This is a genomic window from Pantoea graminicola (assembly GCF_048452665.1).
Taxonomy (GTDB): domain Bacteria; phylum Pseudomonadota; class Gammaproteobacteria; order Enterobacterales; family Enterobacteriaceae; genus Pantoea.
Genome location: NZ_JBLWSJ010000002.1, coordinates 508451 through 522351 on the forward strand (window position 1 = coordinate 508451; position 13901 = coordinate 522351).

The window sequence follows — 13901 nt, forward strand, 5'->3', positions numbered from 1 at the left end:
GACAGGAATGCCCATGACCGATAACACCATCGTAACAGCAGCTGATGCGCTCCCCGCTTCCGTGCAGAGCGCGCTGGAAAAAGTAAACGCAGCCCGAAACGCCTGGATTGAGACGCGCCATAAACAGGATTCAGCGGCCTCGCAGGCTGACACCATCCGCCAGCGCCGCGCGGAGACTGAGGCGAACGCGACCGCACAGAACGACGAATGGCGCAGGCTGTTCCGTGAGAACGGCGGCGTGATGACGCCGGAGATGAAGAAGCTGCGCACGGAGATTGCGCTCGACCGCGAGTCGCTGGAAGAGTTTGACGCCTTGCTGGCCCTGCACGTACAGGAAAGTGAGTTCCTGCCGTGGGAGACTGCCGACCGCGCGAAAGATTACATCAGCGCCCATAACGAACTCGTCCGGCTGCGCGCCATGCAGCTGTGGCAGGACTTCATGCAGGCGCACGGCGGGCCGCTGATTCAGACGCTGAGCCTGCTGAAAATTACGCTGGGCCGCGAGGCATCCATCACCACCGGCGTCGTCCGGGGCGTCAACGACCCGGAAAGCGTGCTCAGGGAATTCATCGCTAAACACATCACGCGCCCTGCGCTTGAGCGCGACGCCCTGCCGGAGGAGGACGCAGCCTTCAGGCTGGCAGGTGTGTTCCCGGACCATGCAGCCCGCGCTGACCTCAGCAAAGGCCCGACACCGGCAGCGCGGAACAGAATGCTGATCCGCCGCGAAATGGCGCAGAAGGAGCAGGCACAATGACCGTTGCAACCACACCCGCACAGGCGCTGGCGCAGTTCCGCACCGCCCGCAGCCAGTGGCAGACACACCTGAGTGAGCGTCAGGAGGCCGAAGCGGCGCTGAATACCCTGCTCACGGCTGGCGAAAATACGGCTGATTACAGTGAGCGTGTGCCGCAGCTGCGCGAGCGCATCGCGGTGCTGGACTGGCAGATTAACTGCGCCGCGCGCGAGGGCGTTTATGCACAGCGGATGGTGCTGGAGGCCTGCACGGAGGATGCGCTCAGCGGTTTTATGAGCGAACACGGCCCGGCGCTCACCTCCGCGCTGGCCCCGTTCCTGAACGGCCCCGGCGGGCTTGACGTGGCCGCCCGGCTGCTGCGCAGCGCCGTGGCGCGTGAGGTGCAGCGGACGCGCCCGGCGGTGGCCGCAGCCTATCAGGACGCGCTGGCCGAATCGGGCCTTGCCCCGGAGGCCGGTATGCTGCGCGACTGTCAGGGCAGCCACACCCCCGCGCAGCACCTGCGCTTTGCGCACCGCCGGGACCGGATTTCGCAGGAGGGCGCGCAATGGCCCTGAAATGCCCGGAGTGCGGCACCACCGCGCACACACGCACCAGCGCCTACGAGTCAGCGACCGTCAAGCGCACCTGGTATCAGTGCACCAACCTTGACTGCTCCTGCACGTTCACCGCGCTGGAGAGCGTCGAGAAAATCATCATGAAGCCGCAGAAGCCTGTGGAGTCAGAACCCGCAACTGAACCACTGAGCGCGGCGCGTCAGCCGCAGACGCTGGGCCGCTATGGCGACGCCTGCACCCGCCGCGACCGCCACGCACAGCCCTGACAGAGAGAAAAAAGCATGACACAGCAGAACATGACAGAAGAAGAGATGAAGACAACCGCTGAACTCGTTGGCTCGCTCGTGGCAAGAAGCCGGAAGCCGCTGCAGGATGCGGGATGGCTCCTGAAGCTGCCCGAGGCCGACGTTATCAGCCACACGACCGCGCTGGTGAGGGATCTTCCCGCTGGCTGGCAGGCCCGCGTACAGGACCTCCAGTGCAAAATGCTGGCCTGGCTGGAGGCAAAACAGGCAGAAGCCGCCGCTGAGGAGAACATCAGCGCGCTGCGCCAGCGTAAGGCCGAAACGGAGCAGGCCAGCCAGGACAACCGTGCGCGCTTTCGTGAGCTGCTTGAGCAGAACGGCGGCACCGTCACGCCGGAAATGAAAGCGCTGCGCGCAGAATATCTGGAGCAGCAGGAAACGGCATCTGACCTTGCCGGACTGATTGCCGAAAGAGAAAAACAGCTGCCCGCGCTGGCCGATGCGACCGGACGAAAGGCAAATGCCTATGTGTTCTGCCATGACGGCATTACGGACGAGCGTATTGACACGCTCATTGATGAATTTTTTATGGTGAACGGCGTTGAACTCGGCAGCCTGCTCAGAATGAAATACAGCCAGTTTGAGCGAAACGGCTCGGTGCATGCGCCCGGCGTGATTGAGGGAGCGAACGATGCGGATACGCTGTACCGTAAATTTGCCGTGAACCTCATTGAGAAGTGGACGCATAAAAACCTGCCGCTGATGTTCCGCGATGACGTCATCAGCCTGGCTGGCGCTTATCCTGTCAGGGGAGCCAGAACCGACCGGCGCAAGCGCAAAATTTTCTGAGTCTCTGATTTAAAATCCCACAGATGCCCGGCCATGTGCCGGGCTTTTTTGTGCCTGCGCTCGTCAGCGTGAGCGTGCATGTCTATGCTGCATGAAAACGCATGAGTCTCAGGCACCCTAAAGCGGCAGCAAAGGCCAGCAGCGGCGCGGCCCGGAGCCACTCATGCAGGTGCATGAAAACCACTGCATAAAGCGGGCAGGCGTGGCGGGGCTACGAGCGCGCGCAGAGGGGTAAAGGCCATGGTTAACACCTGCTTTCACAATGCACAGAACCATGAGAGCATGCGCATGCTCTTTAAATGAACGCAGCGTATGCTCATTGCAACTTATAGTGTTTTTTAAAAAAACCATTACAATCTCCCTTACAGTGGGTCTTGGTATGGATGCAGGATGATTATGGCTATTCAAAAAAAACAAACTAAAAACTCTGAAACAAGCATACAAAGCCAGCTGGAAAAGCTTACAGCTGAAAAAGCCATTTCCGAGTATGTTTGGAATGCTTTTGATGCTAATGCAAAAACTGTGATTATTAACACCATTCCTAATGGACTCAGTGGACTGACATCAATAGAAATAATTGATGATGGGATGGGAATAAACTTTGATGAAATTGACGACACTTTCGGGCAATTTTTAGATTCAAAGAAAAGAATAAAAAGAACGCCTACCACCAGAGGACATAAAGGAAAAGGTCGTTTTTCTTTCTGTAAGTTTTCAGATAAAGCAGAGTGGACAAGCTGGAACTCAGGCAAAGAATTTAAACTTAGCATTGTTTCATCTCATCTAAATGAATATGAGCATTCAGACTTACTGCCAAACTCAGAAAAAAAACCCGGCACTAAAGTATATTTCAACCCAATCACAATCACTGAAGAGCATTTTAATTCAGAAGTTGTACCATTTATTCAGAATGATGTTTCCTGGCTATTAATAACCAACCCTGAATTAAACCTAATTATAAATGGCAATAACATCCAGCCAGTTAATTATGCATCATCATCAACAGTCACCGAATTTGAAACTGATACATTCAACCTAAAAACAGTAATCTGGTCGCAGAAGCCGGTTATAGAGAAGTCTTGCATTTATTACTTAGATAGTAATAACAATGTAGTGCATAAAGAATCATCCGAAATGAACAGAAAAGGATTTGATTGTTCTTCCTATGTAACTTCAGATTGGTTTAATAACTTTACCGAAGAGAGCGATCTTCTAAGCCCAAGCGATAACATTATTGAGTCCGAGGCTTTCAAGTTCATCAGTGCTACAGTTAAAAGGCAGCTCAGAGAAGAATATAGAAAGTACAAGGATAACGCTGCCGACAATCTCATCCAAACTTATTTAACTGAAGGAGTATTTCCCGAGTACAAAGGTGAAAATAGGATGCTTAGCGAATTCAAAAGGAATCAACTCATTGAAACTATTAAGGTAATCTATGAAGCTGAACCTCAAATCTTTTCTTCACTTAATAAAAAGCAAAAGAAAGTACTAGTAAAGCTTATAGATAGAATTATTGAAACCAATAATTTATCCAATTTATTTGATATTTTTGAAGGTATTATATCGCTAAGCGAAGATGAAATTGATAAGCTTTCATCTGTTATAAAAAGAAGTTCTTTGTCTAATATTACACGGACATTATCATTCATCAATGACAGACTAGATATAATTGACTACTTTAAAAAAGTTATATATGAAAACAAAAAGATCTCATATGAAGTCAATCACGTGCAAAAAAACATAGAAAATAATTTATGGCTTTTTGGTGAGCAATACACCCTTGTTTCATCCGAAGAAGAAAAATTTGATAAAGCACTAAGAAACTATCTAGAAAAAGTCAAAGGCTTTAATGAGGAACATTATAATAAATACAGCGTCTCTCACCCTGATAAACTTAAAGAAATGGATATATTTGCCGCTCAAAAAATAAAGCGCTACACAGAAAACAATGAAGAGTATTTTCACTGCATTGTAATCGAGTTAAAAAAACCAAGCATCAAACTTGGCGATGAAGAACTTAATCAAATTAAATTATATAAAAACATTATTTCGAATACTGATGAATTTAACGATGGTAATACTAGATGGGATTTTATTTTGGTTGGGAATGATATATCTCAAAGTAAAATAACGGCAGCTAATTTAGCATCAGACCTTGAATCCAACAAAATTCATGGTGAGTTTGGCTTAGTGCAAAAAACAAACAACATGAAGATTTATGTTAGAACTTGGAAGCAAATTCTTAATGAATATGATCTTAGATATAATGACTTAATTGATAAGCTAAAGCTTAAAGAGATTGAAATTGCTCAAGAAATGGGGCCAGATGAAATAAGTGCTGAGATAACAAAAAAAACGGCGTGATAGGTATCATACATTGAAAATAATTTAATCTCGTTTAGTCAAGTGCTCTATTTTGTAAATCAAAGATCTTTGTTTGCTTTGTGAGCACTTCTACATATGAGTAGACTCGCTGCACTGATGGTATTCATGATGGTATCCAATCTTTAATTTTGATTTTTTTACATTAAAAACAAGAAATTAAAATAAAATTCGATTCCTGCAGGGGACACCACTCTGATCGCCATCCACCTTCATCGCCCCAGCCTTCTCTCTTGCTCAACCCTGAAACTTATCAATACCCGACACGAACTGATGATGCTGACTGTTTACCGGCAGAGCAAAACGATGTCCGGGCTGGTACCCGTTCGCTTCTGAAGGAAAGCGCAGCGCGCTCCGCAAATGCGCGACATTGTCCGTCTGAGCGGTGGAAGCGTGGCGGTTATCATCCGCCAGCGTCGGGGGCTGAAAAACCTTTCTTATCTGGATGCTCGCTGCCTGATTTCGGCGTAGCGGGCAATCAGCTGTTTCAGATGCATCTCCAGCTGCGCGCTGGCTGCATCAGGCAGGGGTTCATCCGCTGGCATTTGCGACAGGATCCGCAATTGCTCTTCAGCCGGTGGCGACTGATTAAACGCCTGAATGGTGGAAAAAACTGCCGACTTCAGTTCGCTGACCGTCATATATTTTCCCTTCTGCTCGTCGAGGCCGTTAAGTCTGTCGCTGAGCTTCTGAAGCGATGACATCCCCTGATGCCAGCCATTAAGCTGCTCTTTTGGCAGGGCAGCCGCGCTGAGTTGCTGCTGCCACCGTTGCATCAGAGGTTTTGCCTGTTCCGGCCAGAGTTTCTGCGCCTGTTCTGCCAGCTGCTGGCTGTAGCGAATATTCCAGTCAGGCGGCAGCCGGTCCAGCCGGGTAAGCTGCTGCGCTGTTTCTGCCAGCAGAGCCTGCGGCAGCGGATTGCGGTGCTGTAATGCATCGAGTTGTTCCGGCGTGAGCGCGGCGGGTAGCTGTTCTTCCGTCAGCGCCCTTCCGTGCGTCTAATCCCGGCCATCGCCCTGGGGATGACCGGCATCGTTGCGCTGTTCTGGCACGATTTACGCAGCACGGAGGCCTCGGCCGGACTGATCTGGGGCATCGGTCTGAGTGCGCTGGGCACACTGGGCTTCTCCTTCGGCAATATGATCAGTCAGCGGCATCAGCGTTTGCAGCGTGATGTGCTGACCACCAACAGTTACGGCATGTTGTACGGTGCGCTGATCATGGCACTGGTTTCGCTGTTGCAGGGCGTTTCACTGCAACCGACCTGGAATACGCAGTGGCTGGGGGCGTTAACTTATCTGGCTATCGTAGGATCGGTGGTCGGTTTCGGGGCCTACTTCACACTGGTGGGACGGATTGGCGCCAGTCGGGCAGCCTATACGACGGTTCTGTTTCCGCTGGTGGCGCTGGCACTCTCTACCCGTTACGAAGGATATGAATGGCATGCCAGCGCCATCCCTGGCCTTGTCATGATTCTGCTGGGCAATATCGTGATGTTTGCCCGCTGGCCGGCAAGCCGTCGCCGGGTCACCGTCTGACAAGAGAGTGGGCGGTGGCCCGCATCCGGAGAGGCACTATGCCCACTGCTGCTGAAGAAGTTGTTGTGGTTGATTGATCGCCTTACGGGCGATCCAGTAGAGCAGAACACGCTCATCATCGCTGTCGCGATCGGCCATCGATAGCAGTTTCAATGCCAGCGTCGATTTGGTCACAGGCTGTTGTTCTGTACTCAGTTCAATCACGGCCTGACCGATGATGCAGCAAACTTCATCCTCACTGGTGGTGGATTCATATGTCCGGTCTTTCATATTTCCTCCTGTTAAGTGAACTATTAGCCTGGCAAATAATCCGCAAACCTGCACACCTAACCGACGCGCTGAAACATTATCTTACGGGTGGTTACGCTTCCTGATTAAGCTGCCTTTTTGGTTACTTTTCACGCAGCACCGCCGTGCCGCGATTTACGACGCAATGCCATTCATACCCGATGAAAGGCATTTCATTCCCCGATCCGTTCCGTTCATACCTTTGCCGCCTGCCCGCGCACGCGACTGCGTTATGCTGACCGCAGTTTCCAGATTCCCGGATGGGAGAGATAAATGATGAACCAGACTCAGCAGGTTTCTTACCAGCGTTCACGCTGGCTGACATTATTCGGCACCGTCATCACTCAGTTCGCACTGGGGTCAGTTTATACATGGAGTTTGTTCAACGGCCAGCTGTCGCAGAAGCTGGATGCACCCATCAGTCAGGTTGCTTTTTCGTTTGGCCTGCTGAGTCTGGGTCTGGCTATTGCCTCGTCGCTGGCCGGTAAATTGCAGGAGCGGTTTGGGGTACGCCGCGTGACGATTGGCGCCGGGATCCTGATGGCAATGGGATTCTGGCTTACGTCGCAGGCGGATAACCTGATGATGCTCTATTTCAGCGCCGGTCTGCTGGTCGGTCTGGCCGATGGCGCGGGCTATCTGATGACGCTCTCTAACTGTGTGAAGTGGTTCCCGGAACGCAAAGGGATGATCTCCGCCTGCGCCATTGGCGCGTATGGTCTGGGCAGCCTGGGCTTCAAATTTATCTGCGGGGCCCTGCTGGCGACGATCGGTCTGGAGCAGACTTTTATGATCTGGGGCGTGATAGCGATGTCGATGATCATCCTGGGTGCGCTGCTGATGCGTGACGCGCCCGTTCAGGAAAAAAGTTCCCGTCATCAGGGACAACAGCCTGCGCGGGATTACACACTGGCCCAGTCCGTCCGTATGCCGCAGTACTGGATGCTGGCGCTGATGTTTCTGACCGCCTGCATGAGCGGGCTCTACGTTATCGGTGTCGCCAAAGATATCGGCGAAGGTCTGGTGCATCTTTCGACTCAGAGTGCCGCCAGCGCCGTCACCGTGATAGCGATCGCTAACCTGAGCGGCCGTCTGGTGCTTGGAGTGCTGTCTGACAGAATGCTGCGTATCCGGGTTATCTCGCTGGCGCAGATCGTCTCACTGATCGGCATGAGCGTGCTGCTCTTTACCCGGATGAACGAGGTGACTTTTTTCCTCTCGCTCGCCTGTGTCGCCTTCAGCTTTGGCGGAACCATCACGGTGTTCCCGTCGCTGGTCAGTGACTTTTTCGGTCTCAACAATCTGACCAAAAACTACGGTCTGCTCTATCTGGGATTTGGTATCGGCAGCGTGCTGGGTTCCCTGGTCGCCTCGCTGTCTGGCGGTTTCACCGTCACCTTCAGCCTGATCATGACGCTGCTGGTTATCTCCCTGTTCCTGTCACTCACCATCCGCTTACCACAGAGTTCCGTCACGACGGCGCCGGTTCTGCAACGTCATTAAACAGCGCGGGCCGCCTTACGTGGCCCGCTTCTCTCTAGCCGCGAAACAGCGGCTCTGCCATACCTGCGACAGCGACCTCCGCCGCAAAAATATCGCCGGAGTGTGGATAGCGCGCCAGCTCCTCTACCGTGCGATCTTCCCGCGAACTGGTGATAAACAGCGTTTTCAGATCGGCACCGCCAAAAGCCACCATCGTCGGCCACTTCACCGGCAGCAGGATCTCATCGACGATCTCTCCACGTTGAGGATCGATACGCACCACGCGCCCGCCATCGAACTGTGCTGACCAGTAGAAACCTTCGCTATCCACCGCTGCGCCATCCGGTAAGCCGCCTTTGGCGTCGAAACGGCGGAACAGCGTGCGCTCACCCGGTTCGCCCTGTTCATCTAACGGATAGCGGTAGAGCGCCGCATTCGGCGTGTCGCTGTGATACATCCAGCGCCGGTCAGGCGAAAAGGCCAGTCCGTTGGAGATTTTAATGTCGCGCGCTTTCACCTCCAGCCTGAGGTCGGGTGTTACGCGGCACAGCAGCCCCCCATTTTTATCCTGTGGTTCCCACAGGCTGCCGCACCAGAAATTGCCCCACGGATCGACGCGGCCATCGTTAAAACGGCTCTGCGCGGCCTCACCAGGGTTGTCTGCAATCTTTTTCTCCGGTTTACCCTGCGCATCCAGCAGCCAGACACCACTACGCAGAGCGGCGATCAGCCCTCCCTGCTCACGCAGACCGATGCAGCCCACATGCTCCGCCTGCGGAAAGGTTTGCAGCTCGCCACTGACCGGGTCAAACCGGTGAATGGCGGGTGCCAGAATATCGACACACCACAGCACCTGTTCCCTGACCGACCAGAGCGGACATTCGCCCAGCTCTGCCTGCAAAGCCAGTCTATGTTTCACGTCGTGCGCCATGTTTCTCTCCTGTTGAACTGACATGCTAATAATGTAGTTGTAAAAACTTTCAGAGGAAGATTATTTTCGCTTGATTTTGAGACTATTCTCTCTGAGAGTATTTATTATTCAGCCCATTCTGATTCTCTTATTTCGATCCGCTGCAAAAATCCGCATTCTGAAATATTTCGTCATATCTGATTAAATAACTCTACAAAGCCTGCATCTTCACTCCACTTTTTCAGCGTAGTGTCGTCCTCATGGGAAAAGAGGAGAAGAATTCCTATGAAGAGATTGATAAAAGTCGCTTCGGTCATTGCGCTGATGACGTTATTAAGCGGATGTATCATCACTCCCAGACATGATAACGGCTGGCACCGCGGAGGTGGCGGCGGGTATCACGGAGGCTACTATGGAGGCTATCACGGTGGGTATCATGGCGGTCACCATCGCCACTGACGGGCAAAGATGTCACACAGCATAAAATAAAAGAAACACACTTTAAGGGCGGGATAATTATCCCGCCCGATTTATTTAACTTTTCAACGCATAATTACACTGGAACCACGCTTTCTGTAGTCCCGGAATATGACTTTCCTGCGCTGGCAGCGCCTCGACTTTATCGAATCCTTTATTACTGCAGTAATTCGCCAGATCGATATCCATCGCATCACGATTGACCTTGAGCGGATCAAAACGATACTGCACAGTATTTGAGGTCGGATCTTCATCAACACGTTCAAATGCCCCGGGTTTGCTGGCAGTACAGCCTGTCAGCAATATCAGCGCTACCGCGCCGGTAATGAGTTTTTTCATCAGATTGTCCTCACGTTGCCGCGCAGTTTAAGACGCAGCCTGTCACGCATCCATAGGATAAATGCGCGAAAAAACGAAAAATTACGAAGCTTTTACCGATTAATTCAATTCGATTAAATGGCTTTTACTATCGTGTCAGGCATGACAGTATGCACTCAGACGATACGAAAAGTGCACCACACCAGGAAATGCCAATAATAAGACTCTGCCTCTCTCTTCCCTGCCCGCGCTTAGCGGGCTTTTTTTCGCCCGCTATCGCTGCCGGTTACTGGCCAGTCAGGGCAATCATTCTACGTAACAGGTTTGCGGCGCGCTTGTCAGGTAATGCCAGAATCGCACTGTAGAGGTCAATTGACATGGCACACAGCGATGAGCGATCCACGGCGGTGTCGGCAGGCATATTCAGCTGCTGCAGCCTGTCGCCCCACTTCTGATAAAGCTGGCCTGTGATCTGTTGCAGATCGGCCTGCGCCTGCGTTTTATCCAGTGGCTGCTCCGGCGGCGGGCTGTTCAGCAGCAGCTGCTCCATCGCTTCCGCCTCTCTGCGGTTCAGCGCCGGTGACAGCGTGGTCTGCAGATTAATGCCCCCGCTCACCTGCGGATAGAGATAGCGGAAGCAAAGGCCCGGATCGATCTGGTTCAGCGCCTGCATCTCTTCGACCGAGACGCTGATGTAATGAACAACGGCGGCATCTGTACCGCGCATCAGCCGCTGATTGATCACCTCAATCAGCCAGCCCCGCAGCTCGCCCGTGGCCTTATCCGCCGGTTCTCCGGCGCGGATACGTCGCGTGAGCTCCTGAGTCAGCAGCAGCCAGAGCGTTGGTTCCTGCGTCTGCAGCACCCGGAAGCCGGGCATCGCTGACAGCTGGCTGACCGCCTGCTCACGCTGAGCGGCCTGTCTCTGTTGCGGCGCAACCCAGCTGAACCAGAGCAGATTCGCCACGATCAGCGGCAGCAGGAAGATGAGCAGCCCCTGCCAGAGACGCAGCCGGGTAGTTTTGATCAACACAATGACGATCAGTGCCAGCAGCGCAAACGCCGCCAGCGTCATAACAGGCAGTAAGTTCATGCTGCGGAGTTAATCCTTACGCACGTCAATCAGCACGGGACAGTGAGCGCGTTCGATGACCGACGCGCTAACTGAGCCTTTTAACAGCCGGTTGAACGAGGAGAGATGGCGTCGGCCCATGATAATCATACTGGCCTTGAGCTGTTGCGACTGCGCGACGATGGTATCGGCCGCTTCGCCAGCCAGAATCATGCCACGCGCATCGATACCCGCGCGCAGCAGCGGTGCAAGGGCATGGCGTACCGCCATCTCAGCCGTATTCTGCTCATCCTGTGCCGCCACAAAATCAGTGGGATCTTCACCCGCATCGATCTCCATCGGCTGATTGCAGGCGGAGTAGGCAGGATCGACACAGCAGAGCACTACGACCCCGGCGCGATGCGCCAGCGCTTCTTCAATCGTTAACGCGACCACTTTTTCGGCGATCGGAGAGTGGTCGATGGCCATCAGCAGAGTTTTCATCAGGGGCTTATCCTTCAATCGCGGCGACTTTGCCGATTTCACGCACCAGCGCCTCTTTGCACTTCAGCATCTCGTCACGAAAACGCGCTTCATGACGCAGAAAACGGGCAGAGGGCACCAGCAAAGAGACAGAAAAACGTCCAAACAGCGTATCCAGCGCAAACGCCATAGTCGAGATACCTTCCAGCGTTTCACCGCGATCCACGGCGATACCGGTTTCGCGCACCTCCCTGATCAATTCCAGCAACTGCGGCAGCGTTTTTACCGTCATATCGGTTAACTCCTGCCAGGCGTCGCCAACGATCGTCTGCACATCTTTTTCGCACTCCAGCGCCAGTAATGCCCGGCCACCGGAGGTGCTGTAGAGCGGCAGATTGAGGCCCATATGCGGCACCACCCGCAGTTCACGCGACGCCACCACATGATGGATTATCGCCAGCTGGCTGCCGCTGGCGCGTGCCAGTGAGACGGTTTCGTTGGTGTCAGAGGAGAGTTTTTCCAGCAGCGGGCTGACCAGATCAACCACATCGGTATGAACGCTGGAGATGAGTTTTAACAGCGCCGGTCCCAGGCGCAGGCCGCCCGCACCGGTGCTGCGCACCAGTTCTGCGCTGTCGAGCGCAGCGACAATACGCTGAACCGTTGAGCGGGGCAGCGCGACCGCCTGGGCGATCTCACCCAGACTCATGCCGCCCGGCTGTTCGCCGAGGGCATTAAGAATTTTTGCCGCACGGGCAATGACCTGAATACCGCCCGATTTTTCATCCTCACGGCTGGAGGGTTGATGTGCCATAGCGTCGTCCTGTTTGAGCTGCCTTACTGTAGCGCGAATGGCGCACGTTTTACACCCTGTACCACATTGCAATACAGCATACCGGGATGTAATATTACGCGCTGTATCACATTGCAGTACACTGCATCATAATAACGAGATCGCCTGCCATGACTACCCAGCCTGCGCCTGCGCCGGCCCCCCATCCTTTTACACTGCGACTGGCACTCGGTCTGATTGGCGTGCTTATCGCCGCACTGACCTCCGGGCTGAACGATCGCGTCAGTGATATTGCCCTGGCCGATATCCGTGCCGCTATTGGCCTCGGTTACGATCAGGGTAGCTGGATTATTTCCGGTTATCAGGCGGCCGAAGTCGCCGCCATGATGATCGCGCCCTGGTTTGCCGTCACCCTGTCGCTGCGGCGTTTTACGCTCGGCGTCTCGGCGGGCTTTATGCTGACCGGTTTGCTGCTGCCGCTGGTGCCGGATCCCACGCTGTTTATCAGCCTGCGCGTTCTGCAGGGGCTGTTTGGCGGTGCCTTACCGCCGATGCTGATGACCGTCGCCCTGCGCTTTCTGCCGCCGCCGTTTAAGCTGTTTGGTCTGGCGGGCTATGCCCTTACTGCCACGTTCGGCCCCAACATGGCAGCTTCGCTGGCGTCGTTATGGACCGATCATGTCAGCTGGATGATGGTGTTCTGGCAGGTGGTGCCCGGCATGCTGATTGCGATGCTGCTGATCGGCTGGGGCGTACCTCAGGATCCGCTGCGGCCGGAACGTTTTCAGCAGATCGATCTGTTTGGCATGGTCACCGGCTGCAGCAGTGTGGCGCTGCTGGTTCTGGTGCTGACGCAGGGCGAACGCCTTGACTGGCTCAATTCGCCACTGATTGCTGGCATGCTGCTGACCGCACTGCCGCTGCTGCTGGTCTTCCTGATCAATGAGTGGTATCACCCACTGCCGCTGTTCAGACTGCAGATGCTCCGCCGCCCCAATCTGGCGCACGGCCTGCTGGGGCTGGCCTGCGTACTGATCCTCGGGCTTTCCGGTTCCGCGCTGCCGTCAGTCTATTTTGCGCAGGTCAGCGGTTTCCGTCCGCTTGAGTTTGCTCCGCTGGCGCTGACGGTCGGTCTGCCACAGTTGCTGATTGCACCGCTGATTGCCGCCCTGCTCACTATCCGCTGGATTGACTGCCGCTGGGTACTGACGGCGGGCGTCGGTCTGCTGGTGACCGCCTGCCTGCTCGGCTCGCAGATCACCAGTGAGTGGGCGCGACAGAATTTCTGGCTGCCACAGATTTTGCAGGCGTTCGGACAGCCGATGATTATTCTGCCGATACTGATGAGCGCCACCAGCGTGGTCGCGCCACCCGAAGGTCCCTTTGCCTCGGCGATGTTTAATACCGTGCGCGGTTTTTCCAGCATCGCCGCCTCCACGCTGGTTGAGGTCTTTCTTTCACATCGTGAGCAGTTTCACTCCAGTGTCCTGCTCAGTCAGGCGGCCGATCGCAGCTGGCTGATGACCGCGCCGGTGGCCGGTCAGGCCAGCCGAAGCCTGCCGCTGCTGCCGGATGGCAGCATCAGCAACGGCGAAAATCTCAGCGGCTTTGCCACCCTGGTGAGACACCAGGCGACGGTGCTCGGCCTGAGCGACAGCTGGCTGATGCTGATCGGCTTCGCCGCCTGCCTGTTAATGCTGACCGCCATCCTGCCTAAACGGGTCTGGCCGCCGCAGACGTTGATTCAAAACCCCCTCCGGAATAAATAAAT

The 13901-nt window shown here is 54.2% G+C and carries 13 protein-coding genes and 2 pseudogenes; 8 read left to right on the forward strand and 7 right to left on the reverse strand.

Annotated features, from left to right (window positions below; all coding sequences use genetic code 11):
• The first annotated feature begins 13 nt into the window (after positions 1-13).
• From ACNY69_RS06350 to ACNY69_RS06370, 5 genes are all read left to right on the forward strand, one after another.
• Complete coding sequence (locus ACNY69_RS06350; RefSeq protein WP_418797633.1) at positions 14-757, forward strand: phage polarity suppression protein; 744 nt, start codon at positions 14-16, stop codon at positions 755-757.
• Complete coding sequence (locus tag ACNY69_RS06355) at positions 754-1314, forward strand: phage polarity suppression protein (protein ID WP_418797635.1); 561 nt, start codon at positions 754-756, stop codon at positions 1312-1314. The genes ACNY69_RS06350 and ACNY69_RS06355 overlap by 4 nt, the downstream gene beginning before the upstream one ends.
• Positions 1305-1580, forward strand: coding sequence for an ogr/Delta-like zinc finger family protein (locus ACNY69_RS06360; RefSeq protein ID WP_418797637.1), 276 nt, complete (start codon positions 1305-1307; stop codon positions 1578-1580). The genes ACNY69_RS06355 and ACNY69_RS06360 overlap by 10 nt, the downstream gene beginning before the upstream one ends.
• 15 nt (positions 1581-1595) lie before the next feature.
• Complete coding sequence (locus ACNY69_RS06365; protein ID WP_418797639.1) at positions 1596-2408, forward strand: hypothetical protein; 813 nt, start codon at positions 1596-1598, stop codon at positions 2406-2408.
• 396 nt (positions 2409-2804) lie between these two features.
• Positions 2805-4772 (forward strand): ATP-binding protein, encoded by a 1968-nt coding sequence (locus ACNY69_RS06370; protein WP_418797641.1) that lies wholly within the window; start codon positions 2805-2807, stop codon positions 4770-4772.
• 455 nt (positions 4773-5227) lie between these two features.
• Here the strand turns inward: ACNY69_RS06370 and ACNY69_RS06375 are convergent.
• A pseudogene (locus tag ACNY69_RS06375) lies at positions 5228-5758 on the reverse strand (VasL domain-containing protein); the annotation flags it as partial.
• Here ACNY69_RS06375 and ACNY69_RS06380 point away from each other — a divergent pair.
• Positions 5759-6328: pseudogene (locus ACNY69_RS06380) on the forward strand (DMT family transporter); the annotation flags it as partial. It abuts the pseudogene before it with no gap.
• Between the two features lie 36 nt (positions 6329-6364).
• Here the strand turns inward: ACNY69_RS06380 and ACNY69_RS06385 are convergent.
• Complete coding sequence (locus tag ACNY69_RS06385; protein WP_111142270.1) at positions 6365-6598, reverse strand: hypothetical protein; 234 nt, start codon at positions 6596-6598, stop codon at positions 6365-6367.
• A 294-nt stretch (positions 6599-6892) separates the two neighbouring features.
• Here ACNY69_RS06385 and ACNY69_RS06390 point away from each other — a divergent pair, with 294 nt between their 5' ends.
• A complete protein-coding gene (locus ACNY69_RS06390) occupies positions 6893-8119 on the forward strand; it encodes an L-lactate MFS transporter (RefSeq protein ID WP_111141181.1) in 1227 nt (408 codons plus the stop codon).
• A 34-nt stretch (positions 8120-8153) separates the two neighbouring features.
• Here the strand turns inward: ACNY69_RS06390 and ACNY69_RS06395 are convergent, their stop codons facing one another.
• From ACNY69_RS06395 to ACNY69_RS06415, 5 genes are all read right to left on the reverse strand, one after another.
• The gene (locus ACNY69_RS06395) at positions 8154-9029 is read right to left on the reverse strand and encodes an SMP-30/gluconolactonase/LRE family protein (RefSeq protein ID WP_111141180.1); all 876 of its coding nucleotides are present in this window, start codon (positions 9027-9029) and stop codon (positions 8154-8156) included.
• A 513-nt stretch (positions 9030-9542) separates the two neighbouring features.
• Positions 9543-9824, reverse strand: coding sequence for a lipoprotein (locus tag ACNY69_RS06400; protein ID WP_111141179.1), 282 nt, complete (start codon positions 9822-9824; stop codon positions 9543-9545).
• 265 nt (positions 9825-10089) lie between these two features.
• Positions 10090-10896 (reverse strand): hypothetical protein, encoded by an 807-nt coding sequence (locus ACNY69_RS06405; RefSeq protein WP_293772820.1) that lies wholly within the window; start codon positions 10894-10896, stop codon positions 10090-10092.
• A gap of 9 nt (positions 10897-10905) precedes the next feature.
• On the reverse strand, positions 10906-11358 hold the full coding sequence (locus ACNY69_RS06410; protein ID WP_111141177.1) for a universal stress protein: 453 nt from the start codon (positions 11356-11358) through the stop codon (positions 10906-10908).
• Between the two features lie 7 nt (positions 11359-11365).
• Positions 11366-12151, reverse strand: a complete 786-nt coding sequence (locus tag ACNY69_RS06415; protein WP_111141176.1) for an IclR family transcriptional regulator — start codon at positions 12149-12151, stop codon at positions 11366-11368.
• A gap of 149 nt (positions 12152-12300) precedes the next feature.
• On the opposite strand from ACNY69_RS06415, the gene ACNY69_RS06420 reads away from it, so the two are divergent.
• Positions 12301-13899 carry an MFS transporter gene (locus ACNY69_RS06420; RefSeq protein WP_111141175.1) on the forward strand — a complete coding sequence of 533 codons (1599 nt, stop codon included), beginning with the start codon at positions 12301-12303 and terminating at the stop codon, positions 13897-13899.
• Positions 13900-13901: the final 2 nt, after the last annotated feature.

Coding starts and splice junctions, on each gene's coding strand:
- ACNY69_RS06385 (WP_111142270.1), bottom strand. CDS start 6,598: ATGAAAGACCGGACATATGAATCCACCACCAGTGAGGATGAAGTTTGC.
- ACNY69_RS06400 (WP_111141179.1), bottom strand. CDS start 9,824: ATGAAAAAACTCATTACCGGCGCGGTAGCGCTGATATTGCTGACAGGC.
- ACNY69_RS06420 (WP_111141175.1), top strand. CDS start 12,301: ATGACTACCCAGCCTGCGCCTGCGCCGGCCCCCCATCCTTTTACACTG.
- ACNY69_RS06405 (WP_293772820.1), bottom strand. CDS start 10,896: ATGAACTTACTGCCTGTTATGACGCTGGCGGCGTTTGCGCTGCTGGCA.
- ACNY69_RS06360 (WP_418797637.1), top strand. CDS start 1,305: ATGGCCCTGAAATGCCCGGAGTGCGGCACCACCGCGCACACACGCACC.
- ACNY69_RS06395 (WP_111141180.1), bottom strand. CDS start 9,029: ATGGCGCACGACGTGAAACATAGACTGGCTTTGCAGGCAGAGCTGGGC.
- ACNY69_RS06370 (WP_418797641.1), top strand. CDS start 2,805: ATGGCTATTCAAAAAAAACAAACTAAAAACTCTGAAACAAGCATACAA.
- ACNY69_RS06415 (WP_111141176.1), bottom strand. CDS start 12,151: ATGGCACATCAACCCTCCAGCCGTGAGGATGAAAAATCGGGCGGTATT.
- ACNY69_RS06355 (WP_418797635.1), top strand. CDS start 754: ATGACCGTTGCAACCACACCCGCACAGGCGCTGGCGCAGTTCCGCACC.
- ACNY69_RS06410 (WP_111141177.1), bottom strand. CDS start 11,358: ATGAAAACTCTGCTGATGGCCATCGACCACTCTCCGATCGCCGAAAAA.
- ACNY69_RS06350 (WP_418797633.1), top strand. CDS start 14: ATGACCGATAACACCATCGTAACAGCAGCTGATGCGCTCCCCGCTTCC.
- ACNY69_RS06365 (WP_418797639.1), top strand. CDS start 1,596: ATGACACAGCAGAACATGACAGAAGAAGAGATGAAGACAACCGCTGAA.
- ACNY69_RS06390 (WP_111141181.1), top strand. CDS start 6,893: ATGAACCAGACTCAGCAGGTTTCTTACCAGCGTTCACGCTGGCTGACA.